This window comes from Halorubrum tebenquichense DSM 14210 (genome assembly GCF_000337415.1).
In the GTDB taxonomy this organism is placed as follows: Archaea; Halobacteriota; Halobacteria; order Halobacteriales; family Haloferacaceae; genus Halorubrum; species Halorubrum tebenquichense.
This window is the reverse complement of the sequence record NZ_AOJD01000053.1, coordinates 69,346-84,059: the sequence shown is the minus strand read 5'-3', so window position 1 is coordinate 84,059 and position 14,714 is coordinate 69,346. Positions and strand designations below refer to the sequence as shown.

At 72.4% G+C, this 14,714-nt stretch carries 14 protein-coding genes and 2 pseudogenes; 10 read left to right on the top strand and 6 right to left on the bottom strand.

The window, feature by feature from the left end; all coding sequences use genetic code 11:
- A pseudogene (locus tag C472_RS10360) lies at positions 1 to 211 on the top strand (uracil-DNA glycosylase); the annotation flags it as partial.
- 258 nt (positions 212 to 469) lie between these two features.
- On the opposite strand, the gene C472_RS10355 reads toward C472_RS10360, so the two are convergent.
- The 4 genes from C472_RS10355 to C472_RS10340 form a co-directional block, all read right to left on the bottom strand.
- Positions 470 to 1,753 (bottom strand): asparagine synthase C-terminal domain-containing protein, encoded by a 1,284-nt coding sequence (locus C472_RS10355; protein ID WP_006629781.1) that lies wholly within the window; start codon positions 1,751 to 1,753, stop codon positions 470 to 472.
- 5 nt (positions 1,754 to 1,758) lie between these two features.
- Positions 1,759 to 2,442 (bottom strand): PHP domain-containing protein, encoded by a 684-nt coding sequence (locus C472_RS10350; RefSeq protein ID WP_006629780.1) that lies wholly within the window; start codon positions 2,440 to 2,442, stop codon positions 1,759 to 1,761.
- A 458-nt stretch (positions 2,443 to 2,900) separates the two neighbouring features.
- The gene (locus C472_RS10345; RefSeq protein WP_006629779.1) at positions 2,901 to 3,185 is read right to left on the bottom strand and encodes a DUF7513 family protein; all 285 of its coding nucleotides are present in this window, start codon (positions 3,183 to 3,185) and stop codon (positions 2,901 to 2,903) included.
- The gene (locus C472_RS10340; protein ID WP_006629778.1) at positions 3,182 to 4,750 is read right to left on the bottom strand and encodes a Na+/H+ antiporter NhaC family protein; all 1,569 of its coding nucleotides are present in this window, start codon (positions 4,748 to 4,750) and stop codon (positions 3,182 to 3,184) included. The genes C472_RS10345 and C472_RS10340 overlap by 4 nt, the downstream gene beginning before the upstream one ends.
- Positions 4,751 to 5,187: 437 nt before the next feature.
- Here C472_RS10340 and C472_RS10335 point away from each other — a divergent pair, with 437 nt between their 5' ends.
- From C472_RS10335 to C472_RS10320, 4 genes are all read left to right on the top strand, one after another.
- Positions 5,188 to 5,655: a 30S ribosomal protein S15 gene (locus C472_RS10335; protein WP_006629777.1), complete on the top strand. Its 468-nt coding sequence runs from the start codon at positions 5,188 to 5,190 to the stop codon at positions 5,653 to 5,655.
- Between the two features lie 75 nt (positions 5,656 to 5,730).
- Positions 5,731 to 6,981 (top strand): hypothetical protein, encoded by a 1,251-nt coding sequence (locus tag C472_RS10330; RefSeq protein WP_006629776.1) that lies wholly within the window; start codon positions 5,731 to 5,733, stop codon positions 6,979 to 6,981.
- A gap of 1 nt (position 6,982) precedes the next feature.
- Positions 6,983 to 7,381 (top strand): KEOPS complex subunit Pcc1, encoded by a 399-nt coding sequence (locus tag C472_RS10325; RefSeq protein ID WP_006629775.1) that lies wholly within the window; start codon positions 6,983 to 6,985, stop codon positions 7,379 to 7,381.
- Positions 7,378 to 8,019: a 30S ribosomal protein S3ae gene (locus C472_RS10320; protein WP_006629774.1), complete on the top strand. Its 642-nt coding sequence runs from the start codon at positions 7,378 to 7,380 to the stop codon at positions 8,017 to 8,019. Before C472_RS10325 ends, C472_RS10320 begins: the two co-directional genes overlap by 4 nt.
- A gap of 97 nt (positions 8,020 to 8,116) precedes the next feature.
- On the opposite strand, the pseudogene C472_RS10315 reads toward C472_RS10320, so the two are convergent.
- A pseudogene (locus C472_RS10315) lies at positions 8,117 to 8,650 on the bottom strand (GNAT family N-acetyltransferase).
- Positions 8,651 to 8,776: 126 nt separating this feature from the next.
- Here C472_RS10315 and C472_RS10310 point away from each other — a divergent pair.
- A complete protein-coding gene (locus C472_RS10310) occupies positions 8,777 to 9,055 on the top strand; it encodes a DNA-directed RNA polymerase subunit L (RefSeq protein WP_006629772.1) in 279 nt (92 codons plus the stop codon).
- A 141-nt stretch (positions 9,056 to 9,196) separates the two neighbouring features.
- Positions 9,197 to 10,225, top strand: coding sequence for a glycosyltransferase family 4 protein (locus tag C472_RS10305; protein WP_049906521.1), 1,029 nt, complete (start codon positions 9,197 to 9,199; stop codon positions 10,223 to 10,225).
- 45 nt (positions 10,226 to 10,270) lie between these two features.
- Here the strand turns inward: C472_RS10305 and C472_RS10300 are convergent, their stop codons facing one another.
- Entirely contained in the window at positions 10,271 to 10,594 is a 324-nt protein-coding gene (locus C472_RS10300; protein ID WP_006629770.1) for a DUF7510 family protein, read from the bottom strand.
- A gap of 152 nt (positions 10,595 to 10,746) precedes the next feature.
- Between C472_RS10300 and C472_RS10295 the strand changes: the two genes are divergently transcribed.
- The 3 genes from C472_RS10295 to C472_RS10285 are packed head-to-tail and all read left to right on the top strand — an operon-like array spanning position 10,747 to position 14,560.
- Positions 10,747 to 12,021 (top strand): Single-stranded DNA binding protein, encoded by a 1,275-nt coding sequence (locus C472_RS10295; RefSeq protein ID WP_006629769.1) that lies wholly within the window; start codon positions 10,747 to 10,749, stop codon positions 12,019 to 12,021.
- Entirely contained in the window at positions 12,018 to 13,757 is a 1,740-nt protein-coding gene (locus tag C472_RS10290; RefSeq protein ID WP_006629768.1) for a hypothetical protein, read from the top strand. Before C472_RS10295 ends, C472_RS10290 begins: the two co-directional genes overlap by 4 nt.
- Positions 13,757 to 14,560 carry a metallophosphoesterase gene (locus tag C472_RS10285; protein ID WP_006629767.1) on the top strand — a complete coding sequence of 268 codons (804 nt, stop codon included), beginning with the start codon at positions 13,757 to 13,759 and terminating at the stop codon, positions 14,558 to 14,560. The genes C472_RS10290 and C472_RS10285 overlap by 1 nt, the downstream gene beginning before the upstream one ends.
- Positions 14,561 to 14,714 lie beyond the last annotated feature (154 nt).

The following is a 14,714-nucleotide window of genomic DNA, read 5'->3' as shown; positions in this document are numbered from 1 at the left end:
GAAGACCGAGATCGACATGGACGCGCTCCACGGCGAGGAGCTGCTCGGCGCGGGCTGGCTCGTCGTGCCGGTTAAAAACCCCACCGACTGGACCGACGGCGACGCCGACCGGCTCGTCGCCGCGCTGGGGGAGCTCCGGTCGACCGACTTCCGCCGCGAGAGCGACCTCGGTCGTTTCATCGCCGGCGACGAGCCGTATCTGGTCCGCTGAGGCGGTCGTCCCGTCCCGAACGCCGCGATCGACCGGTTTCGCCCGGATGGACGTGGAGTTTCCTCGGCAAAGTGCGCGCTCGATGCGGAGATTCGGCAGTAATCGCTCTCGTCTGCGGACGATCGTTTCTATCTCGGCCGAAAGAGTGTCATATTTGTCGCTACTGCTCGGATTTTATATCCGTCCTGTCGATCCCTACGTAGACGCCCGGACGATCGGGCGTCGGCCGCAGGACTGGTACTCCGCGCGGCGACTTGGTCAGTTCCGGCCCTCGCGGGCCGGTTTTTCCTCGGCGCACAGCGCCTCGACGTACTGCCCGACGTGGTCGTCCATCCGCCGCTTGTAGCCCGCCCGCCGCGCGAGCCGATCCAGTTCGCGGGAGACGTACGTCCCGTACTGGACCGCCTTCTTGTCCGCGGCGGCGACCGACGCCGGGACCCGCCCGGTCGCGACGCGGCGGAGCGCGACCTTCCGCTCGTCCCCGTCGACGAGCAGGTCGTCGGGGAGCGCCAGCGCGGCCGCGACGACGCGGTCGTCGAGCAGCGGCGTCACCGGCTCGACCCCGGCGGCCCGCAGCGAGAGGACGTCCCGCTCAAGTTGGTCGGGCAGCGTGCGGACGGTCTCGGTCCGCGCCCCGCGAACGCTGTCGGCGTCGACCCGGGTGTCCTCGGCGGGGTCGACCACCTTGCTGTAGCCGCCGAACAGCTCGTCGGCCCCCTGCCCGACCGCGAGGCGGTCGAAGCCGTCCGCGGCGGCCGCCTCGGCGGTCAGGTACAGCGGCACCGCGATGGCGACGTCCATCGGGTTCCGGCGACCGGTCGCGGCCGCGACCGCGCGGACGGCCCGTTTCAGGTCGTCGTGGGTCACCTCGACGACCCGCAGGTCGCGGTCCATCGCGCCCGCCGCATCGCGCGCCGCCGCGACGTCGTGACACCCCTCGAAACCGGTGACGTAGCAGGGGGCCTCGGGGACGGCGGCCGCGACGATTCCGGAGTCGACGCCGCCGGAGAAGGCGACCGCGAGGTCGCCCGGATCGCTCCCGCCGCCTCCGTCGCCCTCGCTCCTCACGCCGGTCCCGGGTGCGCTCTCGGACCGGGCTGACACCGCGAGGTCGTCGAGCGCGGCGCTCACCGCGTCGTCGACGGCCGACAGCGCGGCCTCACGGTCCGCGGTCGCGTCCGGCTCCGGGAGCCGCCAGACGCGGTCGATTCCGGCGGCCGACACCACGCCGCCGGCCGGAACCGGCTTCGGGTCGTCGAGCGCGTTCCGGTCGACGTCCCACGCGCCGGGCGCGGTCGGGCCTCGGTCGGTCTCGGGGCCGAGCGCGTCGCGTTCGACGAACAGCGGCTGTCGGCCGAGGACGTCGCGGACGAGAACCGGCCCCTGGCCGCCGGAGCCCTCTCGGGTCGGCGGGTCCGCGAGCAGTCCGGCGAAGCCGCGCCCGCCGGGGAGGGGGTCGCCGTCGCGGAGCGCGGCGCGGACGCGGTCGGCCGAGGCTCCTCGGATATCCGAGCCGTCGTCGGGTGACCCAGCGGGCGACATCGGGGTCACCGTAAGGAGTCGAGCGCGCGGAGCGCGCGGCGCTTCGCGCCCCCGCCGAACTGCTTGAGCGACACCCGCCACGGGGTGCGTTTGCCGACGACGCTGGTCCGGCCCGCCGCGATGCCGTCGAGGATCGCCGCCGCGGAGCGCTCGTCGGCCCCCACCTCGGTCACGGCCTGCCCGACCATCTCCGAGATGTGCGCGTCGCTGCCGGCGGTCATCGGGAGGCCGTTGCGGACGGCGAACTTCTCGGCCTGTCGGTTCGAGCGGCCGGTGAACAGCCGGGAGTTGTACACCTCGACGGCGTCGGCGCTGGCGAGCTGCTCGTCGCTGACGTGCGCGGCGACGCCGTGGCGGGACTTCTGGAACGGGTGGGGGACGACCGCGATCCCGCCCTGGTCGCGGATCCGGTCGAGCGTCTCGTCGAAGGGGAGCCCGCTCTCGATCCCCTCCTCGATGCCGAACGCGAGGACGTGGCCGACCGCCGAGGTCACCTCCATGCCGACGATGCCGACCAGCCCGTAGTCGGGGGCCTTCTCGGCCGCCTCGATGCTGGCGTCGATCTCGTCGTGGTCGGTGACGGCGAGCGCGTCGAGCCCGACCCCGGCCGCCTGCTCCAACAGGAGGTCGACCGGGTCGCGCCCGTCGTACGACAGCGCGGAGTGCGCGTGTAGCTCGACCGATAGCACGCTCTCCGCTTCGCGCGTGGTCCTCAAAAGCGCCCCGGTCCGCCGCGGTTCGCGCCGATACCGGCCGAACTGGTCCGATCCGACGCGACTCAGAGCGCGACGCGACTCGACCCCATATGCGGTGGCGCGTGCCTGCGAGCGTGCCGCCGAAGGCGGCCGCGAGGAGCACGCGCGAGGGAGTCGCGAGCGATCGGGCGACCGCAGGGAGCCCGAAGCGAGCGACGAGGCTGGGGAGGCGTGAGGTGCGGTGCTGTGCGGGGCGGGACTCGAAGGGGCAGCCGCGAGGCGGGCAGAGGCGAAGTAAGCACCGCAGGAGCGAACGCAGTGAGCGACGAGGAGCACAGCGAGCGTCTGCCCGCCTCGCGGCTGGGGCTTCGGTGGTCGTGTCCGCAGTAGTAACCTCGTCGTAGCGACCGACTGATCCGACGAACTCGAAAAAACGAAGATCCGCGAACCGATCAGAACGCGCTCTCGCCCACCGTCTCGCGGTACGTCCCCACCCCGCGATGTTCCGTCTCGTCCCACGAGTCCACGTCAACGACGACCCGCGTGTTCACCGCGTCCGCGGGCGCGCCCTCGATCCGGAGCGTCGAGTCGCCGATGCGAGCGATCGCCGTCCCGTCGCCCACGCCGCCGTCGTCCTCCACGTCGGTCACCATCACTTCGAGGGCGTCGCCGGGCGCGTAGTCCGGCGTCGACCCCCGGAAGGAGAAGCCGGCGAGGAACTTGTCGAAGACGCTCATGCGCGCGACACCTCCTCGGAGGCGCGGTCGGGGATGTACTCCCGCCCGAAGCCGGTGATCGCGGCGAGGACGAAGATGCCCACGAGGAACCAGCCGTGGAACACGTAGGGGACGACCTCGATGGGGTTGACGACCATCGCGTCGGTCCCGTACTCAGCGCCGAGCCCGTCCGGGCCGACCATCACCTGATAGCCGACGAGGACGCCGCCCGCCCACGGGAAGATGTAGCCGAGCGCGGAGGTGTTCGCGTCCAAGATGTTCGCGCGCCGGTAGCCGTTGATGTTGAACTTCTCGCCGATGCGGGCGATGTACGGGGCGATCGCGATCTCCGCGGCGGTGTTGATCGTGATCATCCCGTTGATCGTCGCGGTGCCGAGGACCATGGTCAACTCCGCCCGCCGGACCGTCGTGGCGACGCGGTTCAACAGGAACTCCTGGATCGCCTCGAAGCCGCCGCCGCGGATCATGACCTGCGCCATCGCGACGATGAGCAGCGTGAGGACGATCAGCGGGAAGAATCCGACCGCGCCCGAGTAGAGGCTCCCGCCGACGCCGGCGGCCTCGCCGACCGTGACGACCGGGAGGCCAGTGAACGCGCCGCTCTCGGTGACGGTGAAGGCGACGATGTCGCTCGCGCTCGACAGGCCGAAGAGGAGGTTGAAGACGACGGCGACGATCAGCCCCCACGAGATCGCCTCGACGATGTGACGGCCGGCGACCGCGGTCAGGATGACGACGCCCATCGAGAGCAGGTGAACGAGTCCGAGCGCGTTCGCGGACTCGCGGAGCGCGGCCGAGCCCTCCAGGCTCACGCCGGACATGACCGACCCCGCGATCAGGTACGCGGCGAACGCCGGGATCGCGGCCGCGATCGCGTACTTGAACCGCGACGCGACGACGCCGCCGATGTCGGCGTCCTGGGTCACCGCGCTCACGATCGTCGTGTCGCTGACGGGCGCGAGGTTGTCGCCGAAGACGGCCCCGGAGAGGATCGCCGCGAACAGCAGCACCGGGTTCGCGCCGACGAGGACGCCGGCCGGGAAAAAGAGGGTCACGAACGCGACGGTCGCGCCGTACCCCGTGCCGATCCCGGTCGCGAGCAGGCCGCAGAGGACGAACGCGGCCGCCGGGAACGTCGCCGCGCCGACGTTCAGGGCGTCGGCCGCGAAAATAAGACCCTCGACGAAGCCGCCGACCTGGAGCGTCTCGGCGAACATTCCGGCCCACAGCCACGCGACGATCGCGGTCGCGGCCACACGCTGGGTCATCCCCTCGAAGATCGTGTCCGCGTACGCCTTCCAGTCGCCGCGGACGAGGAACATCCCGAGCGTCGTCCCGATCAGCGCGCCGACGACCAGTCCGTTCGTGTCGCCGATCCCGAGGACGCCGCTCTGGAAGATCGCCCAGACGATGAAGAAGACGAGCGGGACCGTGCTCGCCCACTTGCCGCCGCGGAACTCGATCCGCGGGCCGTCGCCGCTCTCGTCGCCGACGCCGAACTCGCTGCCGTCCGGCGGCTCCCCGCCGTCCGCCGCGGGCGGGGCCGCCTCTCTCGTGTCAGTCATTCGTGGGTCACACACCTGCGAAAACCGACCACCCACCTAAATCCTCCCCTCCGCCACGGGGTGGCGCGGAACGAAGTCGGCGACCGGAGGCCGGCGACGGGGTGTCGGCGACCGGGGGTTGACCACGGGCGCTCGGCGCGAAGCATCGGCGACGGACCGAGGGGGCGGACGCACGGCGCTCGTCCCCACAAGAACACGCTTAAGAACCCCGACGGCGAGGTCCCGAACGGGAACAGCACAGCTGCAGATCCGACGTGCCGGGGGCCTGTTCGCCCGCGGCTTGGGAATGTAGCAGTGCGCCGACGCCTCCGGCGTCGCGGTCGGGCGGTCCGCTCGCGCGGGCCGGCCGGTCGGACCGCTCGGTCCGCGAGCGATCCGTAGCCACGCCGCGCGGAGTCGCGGTCACGTTGCGGTTGTGCCGTTCCAACTCACAGCCAATGGCACGAATGCACACGCGCCGTCGCGGTTCGTCCGGTTCGGACAAACCGGCGACGGACGAGACCCCGGAGTGGAGCGACGTCGACGCCGAGGACATCGAGTCCCGCGTCGTCGAACTGGCGGAGCAGGGCCACGACCCCAGCGTCATCGGCCTCAAGCTGCGCGACGAGGGCGTCAAGGGCGTCCCGGTCCCCGACGTGAAGCTGGCGACCGGCAAGAAGGTCACCGAGATCCTCGACGAGCACGACGCCGACGCCGACATCCCCGAGGACCTCCGCAACCTCATGTCGCAGGCGATCCGCCTGCGCGAGCACATGGAGGAGAACGGGCAGGACCACCAGAACAAGCGCGCGCTCCAGAACACGGAGTCGAAGATCCGTCGCCTCGCGGACTACTACCGCGGCGACGAGATCGACGAGGAGTTCACGTACACCTACGAGAACGCGGTCGAGTACCTCGAGGAGTGACGCGGCCGTAACGCGGCAGCGGCACCCACGACCGACACGTCCGACCACCCACACCGCGTCCGACCACCACATCACATGACCGAAGCGACCTCCGCCACGCCCGTCCCCGACGCGCTCGCCGGCGTCCTCGCAGACGCGCCGTTCGTCCGGCTCGTCGCGACCGACGACGGCGACGCGCTGGCAGCCGCGGGGCTGCTCGCGCGAGCGCTGCGAGCGACGGGCACGCCGTTCCAGGCGCGGGTCGACCCGGACCCGGTCCCCGACGACGTCGACGACGGCGTCGCGGTGACCGTCGGGGTCGACCGCGGACCGCACGCGGTGCCGGGGACCGGGCGACCGGCCAGCACGGCGGCCTTCGCGGTCGCCCGCGCGCTCGGCGTCGAACCCGATCCCGTGGTCGCGCTGGCCGGCGTCGTCGCGGCGGGGTCGATCCCCGGTGCCGACGGCTCCGGCGACGCGCTCGACGCGGCGGAGCGGGCCGGCCGCGTCGAGCGGCGGCCCGGCGTCGCACTCCCGGTCGCGGAGGCGGACGACGCGGCCGACGACGGCGACGCGGACGCGCCCTCGCGGGCCGAGGCCCTCGCGGCCTCGACGCTCCCGGTGACCCGCTACTCCGGCGACCCGGAGGCGACGCGAGACGCGCTCGCCCCCCTCGGGCTGCCGGCCGACCCCGACGCCGACGACCGCCGGCGCTTCGCGTCGCTGGTCGCGGTCGACGCCGTCGACGGCGACGGCGCGAGCGACCGCGCGGCCTCGTCGGTCGAGCGCGCGCTCCGCCCGTACGCCACGGACGGGCCGTTCGAGACGGTCGGCGGCTACGCCGACGTGCTCGACGCGCTCGCCCGGGAGGCACCCGGGACCGGGATCGCGCTGGCGATCGCGAGCGACCCGGACGAGTCGCTCCGGGCGGCCGCGCTCGACGCGTGGTCCCGCCACGGACTGGCGGTCCACCGCGCGCTCGACGCGGCGACGGTCGGCCGGTACGACGGCTGCGTCGTCGCCCGCGTCGACGCCGCCGCGGTCGACGCCGCCCCCTCGATCCTGCCGACGGTCGCCCGGCTCGTCCGGGACTTCCGGTCGCCGGAGCCGGTCGCGGTCGCGGTCGACGAGACCGCGGCCCGGCTCGCGGTCACCGGGACCGGCGGCGCGCGCGCGGCGGGCGACGCGGCCGCCGACCCGATCGGGCTCGGCGACGCCTGCCGGACCGCCGCCGGCGAGGTCGGCGGCGACGGCTGGGGGACCGCCGCGCGCGGCGGGATCGCCGTCGACGACTCGGACGGGGACGAACTCACCGCGGCGCTGGCCGCGCTCAGGGAGGCGATCTGAGATGGTCGAGGACGCCTCCACGTCGGACGACGACACACCGGCCGGCGGCGACGCCGACCGGACCGCGACGGTCCGGACGACGCACGCCGACGCCGCGACGGTCGCGGCCGCGCTCGGGCCGGACGAGACCGACTCGATGCGCACGCGCGTCGACGGTGACGTCGTCGCCTGTACCGTCGCGCGACCGACCACGGGGGGACTCCAGTCGACGCTGGACGACCACCTCGTGAACCTGCGCGTCGCCGACCGCGTCATCGAACGCGGTCGGGCGCACGCCGGGACGGACGCGTCTCGGACCGACGCCGCGACGGAATCGACCGCCGACGCCGCAACGGAACCGCACTCCGACTCCGCAGACGAACCGCAGACGACCGACACCGACACACCAACCGACACATGAGCGAACGATCCGTATCCAAGAGCAGAGAACAGAAGCGCTGGTACACCGTGCTAGCGCCCGAACAGTTCGACCGGCAGGAGCTCGGCGAGACCCTCGCCGAGGAGCCCCAGCAGGTCGTCGGGCGCACGATCACGACGACGCTCGATCAGCTGACGGGCGACTCCAACGCGAACAACACGAAGCTGACGTTCAAGATCACCGACGTGGGCAGCGACTCGGCGTACACCGAGTTCATCAAGTACGAGCTGACGCGGGACTACCTGCGCTCGCTCGTCCGCCGCGGTGCCTCGAAGGTCGAAGCGTCGATCACGGTGCTGACGACGGACGACTACCGCATCCGCGTCCAGCCCGTCGCGCTGACGACGAAGAAGGCCGACCGCTCGCAGGAGAAGGCGATCCGCCGCGTGATGATCGACAAGGTCCACGCCGCCGCCGAGGAGCGCACCTTCGAGGCGTTCCTCGACGCGATCGTCGACGGGAACCTCTCGTCGGCCATCTACGGCGACGCCAAGGAGATCTACCCGCTGCGCCGCGTCGAGGTCCAGAAGCTGACCCTCGAAGCGCGCCCGCGCGAGGTCGCCGCCGAAGAGGAGGCCTCGGTCGACGTCGACGCCGACGAAGTGGCCGTCGACGAGTAACCGCGTCGCGATCCGCGACCAGACTTTCTCCGTTTATCGATCCGAGAGCGACAGCGTCGTTCCGGCGCGGCTCGAACCCGCCGAGCCAGCCGCACCGCTACGGGTCGTCGACGGGCCTCGTCAGCCGCTCGCGGTGCCCTTCGAAGCCGACCGCCTCGTAGCGGGCGCGGTCGCTGTCGACGTCGACGTTGAGCCGCAGTTCGCCGCACCCGTGGTCGCGGGCGTCGGCGGCCGCGCGCTCGACGAGCCGCTCGGCGAGATCCGTCCCGCGGTACGGCTCCGTCACGTAAATCTCGCCGACTACGAGCCGATCGGGCCGGTCGAAGGGACCGGGACACTCGTCGACGTCCGTCAGCACGTGCCCGACGAGGACGAGGGTCGGGTCGGTCACGTCGGCGGTCGCGGGGTCGACCGCGGCGCGCTCCGGGGCCGCCGCGACGACCCACCCGACTCCCCGACTCCGCGAGGCGCTCGCGCGTGAACGCCGCGTTGCGCTCGACGAACCGAACCTCCGACCAGTCCGCCAGCGCGAACCCGTCGACGGTCGCCGCGAGCTCGCGGTAGAACGGCAGCCACAGTCGGCCGCGTACCGGCGGAGCGCCCCGTCGTCGTCGCCTGAGAGGTGACGGATCTCGGCGGTCGTGCGTCGCCTCCGGCGGGACGCGGTAAGTGCTTCCGGGTCGCGTGCGACGCGTCCGCATCCGCCGATACTCCGGGAGACGAAAGCTTGAAACGCCGCTCGCCCGACCTCACGACTATGGAACTGCGGGTCATCGAAAAGACCGACACGGAGCTCGACATCGAGATCGCGGGCGAGGACCACACGTTCATGAACGTGCTGAAGGGCGCGCTGCTGGAGTCCGAGGACGTCGCGGCCGCGACCTACGACGTGAACCCCGAGCAGTCCGGCGGCCAGACGGAGCCGGTCCTCACCGTCAAGGCCGAGGAGGGCGACCCGCTCGACGTGCTCGCGGACGCCGCCGAGTCGATCACGGAACGCACGGACGCGCTCCGCGACGCGGTCCGCGCGGCCTGAACTCCTCCGTTTTCTCACGCCGAACTGTCGACATCACTCTCTCGCTCCCAGCGGCCGCTCGTTCGGCCCGCGGTCGCCCCCGTGAGGGGCATACCTAAGTGCCGACTCCCGAAACGGGGGGACATGCCGCCGAGCGTACTCATGCTGGGATGGGGGTTCCCGCCGAACATCACCGGCGGACTCGACGTCCACGTCGGAGAACTGTTCACCGGGCTGCGCGACGACCTCGGCGTCGACGTCACGCTGGTGTTGCCCGCGGAGTTCGCGCCAGACGACGAGCCGGGGCTCGAACCGGTCGAGACCGGCGAGGGCGACGTGGCCGCGCGCGTGGGACAGCTCTCCGACCGGTTCGCCGAGCTCGCGTCCGACCGCGACGTGATCCACACGCACGACTGGTTCGGCTACGGTCCCGGCCGCGCCGCCGCCCGCGAGTCGGACGCCACCTGGGTCTCGTCGTTCCACTCGCTGGCGAGCGACCGCAACATCGACCCGCCGAGCCGCGAGGTCGAGACCGAGCGCCGGCTCGCGAACGCCGCCGACACGAACATCGCGGTCAGCGAGATCGTCCGCGAGGACATTCAGGAACTGTACGACGCGGACTCGCGGGTCGTGTACAACGGCTTCTCGACCCCACAGTTCTCCGGGAAGGACGTCCGTTCTGACCTCGGGATCGACGGCGAGATGCTGTTCTTCGTCGGCCGCCACACCGACCAGAAGGGCATCTCCCACCTGCTGTACGCGATGAAGAAGCTCCGGGGCCGCGACGCGACGCTCGTCGTCGGGGGGTCGGGCCACCAGACCGAGCAGCTGAAGCGGTTCGTCGAGCTGATCGGCATCGAGGACCGCGTCGAGTTCGTCGGCTACGTCCCCGAGGCCGAACTGGGGGACTACTACGCCGCGTCGGACGCGTTCGTCTCGCCGTCGTACGCGGAGCCGTTCGGCATCACCGTCACCGAGGCGCTGGAGGCGGGGACGCAGGTCGTCGCGACCCGCTCGGGCGTCGCCGAGGTGCTGCCCGACGACTGCCTCGTCGAGGTCGAGACGGACTCGGAGTCGATCGTCGACGGGATGATCGAGGCGCTCGACCGCGAGGAGCCGCCCGCCTACGAGCGCCGCGAGTGGTCGGCGGTCGCCGAGGACACGCTCGCCGTGTACGAAGACGTCGCCTGATCCGACTCTCTTTGCCCTCTCGATCCCTTCCGCGGCACCCGCCGATCAGCTCTCCGCGCCCCGGTACACGTCGAACTCGGTCACGGGTTCCGGGTGGGTGACCCGGAAGCCGTCGGCGGTCTCGATCACGCCGCGCGTGCTCCCGCTCCCGCCGCCGTAGGGGCTCTCCTCGCCGCCGGTCCCGTGTCCCTGATACGGCGAGGTGTACGGCGACCCGGAGACCGGGTCGTCGAACCCCTCCGGCGGGAGGTAGATCCGCTCCCCGCCGGCGGACCGCACGACCACGGCGACGTCCCGCGTCCCCGTCACGTCGATGACGGTGCGGTCCCCCGTGAGGCGCGCGTCGACCTCGATGTCGGTGTCGTCCATGTGGCCCCGTGCGAACGGGAGGGATTTAGCTGTGCCGACGAGCGAGCCGACGGCTCGACCGAACGCGACGCGGTGGCCTCACGACCGAGCACGCGCGCCGCGGGCCCGCGGGTGGTGAATCCTTTTGTGCGGCCGCGCCGAACCTCGCTTCGATGGACGTCAACAGCCATGCCGAGGAGCTCGCCTCCGACCTCGGCGTCGACAAAGAGGAGGTCAAAGCCGACCTGGAGAACCTGTTGGAGTACAGCGTCCCGATCGACGAGGCGAAACAGAGCGTCCGGCGAAAGCACGGCGGCGGTGGCGGCGGGTCGTCGCCGACGCCCGACGCCGTCGACGTGGGCGAGATCACGACGGACCACGACGGCGTGACGGTCACCGTCCGCGTCCTCACCCAGGGGACGCGGACGATCCGGTACCAGGGCGACGACCTCACGATCCGCGAGGGGGAGGTCGCCGACGGGACGGGCGTCATCTCCTACACCGCGTGGCAGGACTTCGGGTTCGAGCCGGGCGACTCGCTGACGATCGGGAACGCCGGCGTCCGCGAGTGGGAGGGGAACCCGGAGCTCAACCTCAACGACTCGACCACCGTCGCCATCGCCGACGAGGCGGTCGCGGTCGACCACGAGGTCGGCGGCGACCGCAGCCTCGTCGACATCGCCGCGGGCGACCGCGGGCGCAACGTCGAGGTCCGCGTGCTGGAGGTCGACGAGAAGACCATCTCCGGGCGCGACGGCGAGACGGAGATCCTCGAAGGGGTCGTCGGCGACGAGACCGCGAAGCTCCCCTTCACCGACTGGCAGCCGCGCCCGGAGCTGGAGCCGGGCGCGGACCTCCGGATCGAGGACGTGTACGTCCGGGAGTTCCGCGGCGTCCCCTCGCTCAACCTCACCGAGTTCTCGACGGTGACGCCGCTCCCGGACCCGGTCGAGGTCGCGGACGACGCCCCGCGGCTCTCGGTCGCCGACGCGGTCGGCTCCGGCGGGATGTTCGACGTCGAGGTCGTCGGCAACGTCTTGGAGGTCCGGGACGGCTCCGGGCTCATCGAGCGCTGCCCCGAGTGCGGCCGGGTCGTCCAGAACGGCCAGTGCCGGAGCCACGGCGACGTTGACGGCGAGGACGACCTGCGCGTGAAGGCCATCCTCGACGACGGCACCGACACCGTCACCGTCGTCCTGGACGACGAACTCACCGCCGAGGTGTACGGGGGCGGCCTCGACGACGCCCTCGCCGCCGCGAAGGACGCGATGGACAAGGAGGTGGTCGCCGACGACATCGCGGAGACACTCGTCGGCCGCGCCTACCGCGTCCGCGGCAACCTCTCGGTCGACGACTACGGCGCGAACCTCGACGCGGACGAGTTCGCGCTCGCGGACGACGACCCGGCCGACGCCGCCCGCGCCGCGCTCGTGGAGGTGGGCGAATGAGCGACGACGGGCCGGGCGCGCGGGAGGTCGCCTACCGCGTGTTCGCCGCCGAGTTCGACGACGCCTCGCTGTCGTACTCCGAGAGCGACGAGGAGCGCGCCCCGAACTACGTGGTCACCCCCACGGGAGCCCGCGTGAACCGGCTGTTCGTCGCGGGCGTGCTCACCGAGGTCGAACGCGTGAACGACGAGACGCGGCGCGGCCGGGTCGTCGACCCCTCCGGCGCGTTCGTCACCTACGCCGGCCAGTACCAGCCGGAGGCGCAGACCTTCCTCGAACGCGCCGAGCCGCCGGCGTTCGTCGCGCTCACGGGCAAGGCGCGTACCTTCGAACCGGAGGACTCGGACCGCGTGTTCACCTCCGTCCGCCCGGAGAGCCTCAACGAGGTCGACGCCGACACGCGCGACCGGTGGGTCGTCTCCGCGGCGGAGGCGACGCTCGACCGCCTCGCGGTGTTCGCGAAGGCGCTCGACTCCGGCCTGCGCGGCGACGACCTCCGCGCGGCGCTGGAGGCCGGCGGCGCGCCGGCCCCGCTGGCGGCCGGGATCCCGAAGGCGCTCGACCACTACGGGACGACCGCGGCCTACGCCGAGGCGGTCCGACGGCTCGCGGTCGACGCCCTCGAACTGATCGCGGGCGACCGCGAGGAGGTCCGCGCCCTCGAACTGCTCCCCGAGGAGGGCGGCGACGCCGATCTCGGCCCCCTCCCCGAGACGGACGTGACGATCGCAGAACCGCCGGCGACGGCGGCCGGCGACGGAACCGTCGACGGGGACTCCGCCTCCGAGGCGGAGTCGACCGTCGGCGCGGCCGACTCGGAGGCCGGTTCCGCCGCGGCCGACTCGGAACTCGATTCTGACGAGAGCAGTACCGAACCGACCGCCGACGCGTCGGAGTCGTCCGAAATCGGGTCGACCGCGGAGGCGGAATCGACGGAACCGGACCCGACCGCGGAAGCCGAGCCGGACCCGACCGCGGAGGCGGAACTGACTGCGGATTCCGAATCGACGACGGGTTCTAAACCGATCGCGAACGCCGAGGGCTCGGCCGACGAGTCGCTCGACGAGTCGACGGCGGATTCGGACCCGACGGCCGGCGCAGCCGATACGACCGACGCGGCCGACACCGCGACCGACGACGGCGGACTCGGCGACTTCGACGCCGGCGGCGACGACGGGATGGCCGCGGAGAGCGACGCGGACGCCACCGCGGACGACGGCGCGGACGCGACCTCGGACCTCGATCCCGACGCGGACGCCGACGACATGTACCAGCTCGACGACGAGGAGCGCGAGGAGATCGAGTCCGAGTTCGGCACGGACTTCTCGACCGGGACCGAGGTCGGCGAGCCGGGCGAGGCCGACATCGACGTGCCCGATCCGGAGGATCTCACCGAGGAGCCGGTCGACGGGGGCGGAACGACCGCGGACGACGCGGCCGTCACCGGGGACGACGGGAGCGACGCCGCCGAACCGACGACCGACGACGGCGCGACGACCGACGCCGACGGGGGAGCCGACACCGACGACGAGGACGCCGAGGTCGACCTCGAAGCCGCGGCGGTCGCGGCGATGGACGACCTCGACGACGGCGACGGCGCGCCCCGCGAGGCGGTCGTCGAGCGCGTCGCCGACGACCACGGCGTCGACCCCGGCGCGGTCGAGGAGGCCATCCAGGACGCGCTGATGAGCGGGCAGTGTTACGAGCCGGGCGACGGCCTGCTGAAGCCGATCTGATGGCCTCCGCCGCGTCGCCCGCCGTCGAGCCTGTCGTCGGCGAGCCGGCGGCCGTGGCCGACCTCGGGACCGAGCGCGCGCTGCTCGTCGCCGACGTCCACGCCGGCATCGAGGTCGGCCTGCGCTACGAGCGCGGCGTCGAACTGGACTCCCGGGCCGACGCGCGCCGCGAGCGGCTCGTCGGCTTGCTCGCCGAGACCGACGCCGACCGGCTCGTCGTCCTCGGCGACCTCGCGCACCGGATCGGCGCGCCCGACGGCGACGAGCGGGAGGAACTGGAGACGCTGGTCCGCGCCGTCACCGACCGCGTGCCGATGACGCTCGTCGAGGGGAACCACGACGCGGGCGTCGCCGAGGCGTTCGCGGACGACCTCGACGCGGTCGACCCCGCCGGCGGACTGCTCGGAGCGGAGGCCCCCGACGAGCGCGGGGGAACCGTCGGCGTCGTCCACGGTCACACGTGGCCCGACCCCGCCCTGCTCGACGCGGACGTGGTCTGTATGGGCCACGAACACCCGCAGGTCCGGCTGGAGGACGCGGTCGGCGGCTCCCGAGTCGAGCGCGCGTGGCTCCGGGGACCGGTCGATTCGGCGGCGTTCGTCGACGACGCCGACCCGGACGCGGCGGCGGTCGAGGACCCGCCGGAACTCGTCATCTTCCCCGCGTTCAACGAGCGCTCCGGCGGCACGTGGGTCAACGTCGAGGGGCAGTCGTTCCTCGCGCCGTTCCTCCCCGACGCGCTGCCCGCCGGCGACGCGTACCTGCTGGACGGGACGCGACTCGGTGACTACCGGCGGGTGTGAGTCGCCGTCGTTGGTTGCGGCCTGCCCGCCCGCCTCGGATCGATGACGCGCTCGTTCGTCACCCCCACGCACTGTCCCGGCCCGCTCTACACCCGCTCTCGACAGCTGCTCAGTCAAACTGACTCGAAATTTCCCGCCGGTTCTCGCGTCACAA

Bases quoted from the DNA above. Each gene is read 5' to 3' on its own strand.
- C472_RS10345 (WP_006629779.1), bottom strand. From the start codon at position 3,185: ATGAGCGTCTTCGACAAGTTCCTCGCCGGCTTCTCCTTCCGGGGGTCG.
- C472_RS10300 (WP_006629770.1), bottom strand. From the start codon at position 10,594: ATGGACGACACCGACATCGAGGTCGACGCGCGCCTCACGGGGGACCGC.
- C472_RS10340 (WP_006629778.1), bottom strand. From the start codon at position 4,750: ATGACTGACACGAGAGAGGCGGCCCCGCCCGCGGCGGACGGCGGGGAG.
- C472_RS10330 (WP_006629776.1), top strand. From the start codon at position 5,731: ATGACCGAAGCGACCTCCGCCACGCCCGTCCCCGACGCGCTCGCCGGC.
- C472_RS10310 (WP_006629772.1), top strand. From the start codon at position 8,777: ATGGAACTGCGGGTCATCGAAAAGACCGACACGGAGCTCGACATCGAG.
- C472_RS10335 (WP_006629777.1), top strand. From the start codon at position 5,188: ATGGCACGAATGCACACGCGCCGTCGCGGTTCGTCCGGTTCGGACAAA.
- C472_RS10355 (WP_006629781.1), bottom strand. From the start codon at position 1,753: ATGTCGCCCGCTGGGTCACCCGACGACGGCTCGGATATCCGAGGAGCC.
- C472_RS10320 (WP_006629774.1), top strand. From the start codon at position 7,378: ATGAGCGAACGATCCGTATCCAAGAGCAGAGAACAGAAGCGCTGGTAC.
- C472_RS10290 (WP_006629768.1), top strand. From the start codon at position 12,018: ATGAGCGACGACGGGCCGGGCGCGCGGGAGGTCGCCTACCGCGTGTTC.
- C472_RS10295 (WP_006629769.1), top strand. From the start codon at position 10,747: ATGGACGTCAACAGCCATGCCGAGGAGCTCGCCTCCGACCTCGGCGTC.
- C472_RS10285 (WP_006629767.1), top strand. From the start codon at position 13,757: ATGGCCTCCGCCGCGTCGCCCGCCGTCGAGCCTGTCGTCGGCGAGCCG.
- C472_RS10325 (WP_006629775.1), top strand. From the start codon at position 6,983: ATGGTCGAGGACGCCTCCACGTCGGACGACGACACACCGGCCGGCGGC.
- C472_RS10305 (WP_049906521.1), top strand. From the start codon at position 9,197: ATGCTGGGATGGGGGTTCCCGCCGAACATCACCGGCGGACTCGACGTC.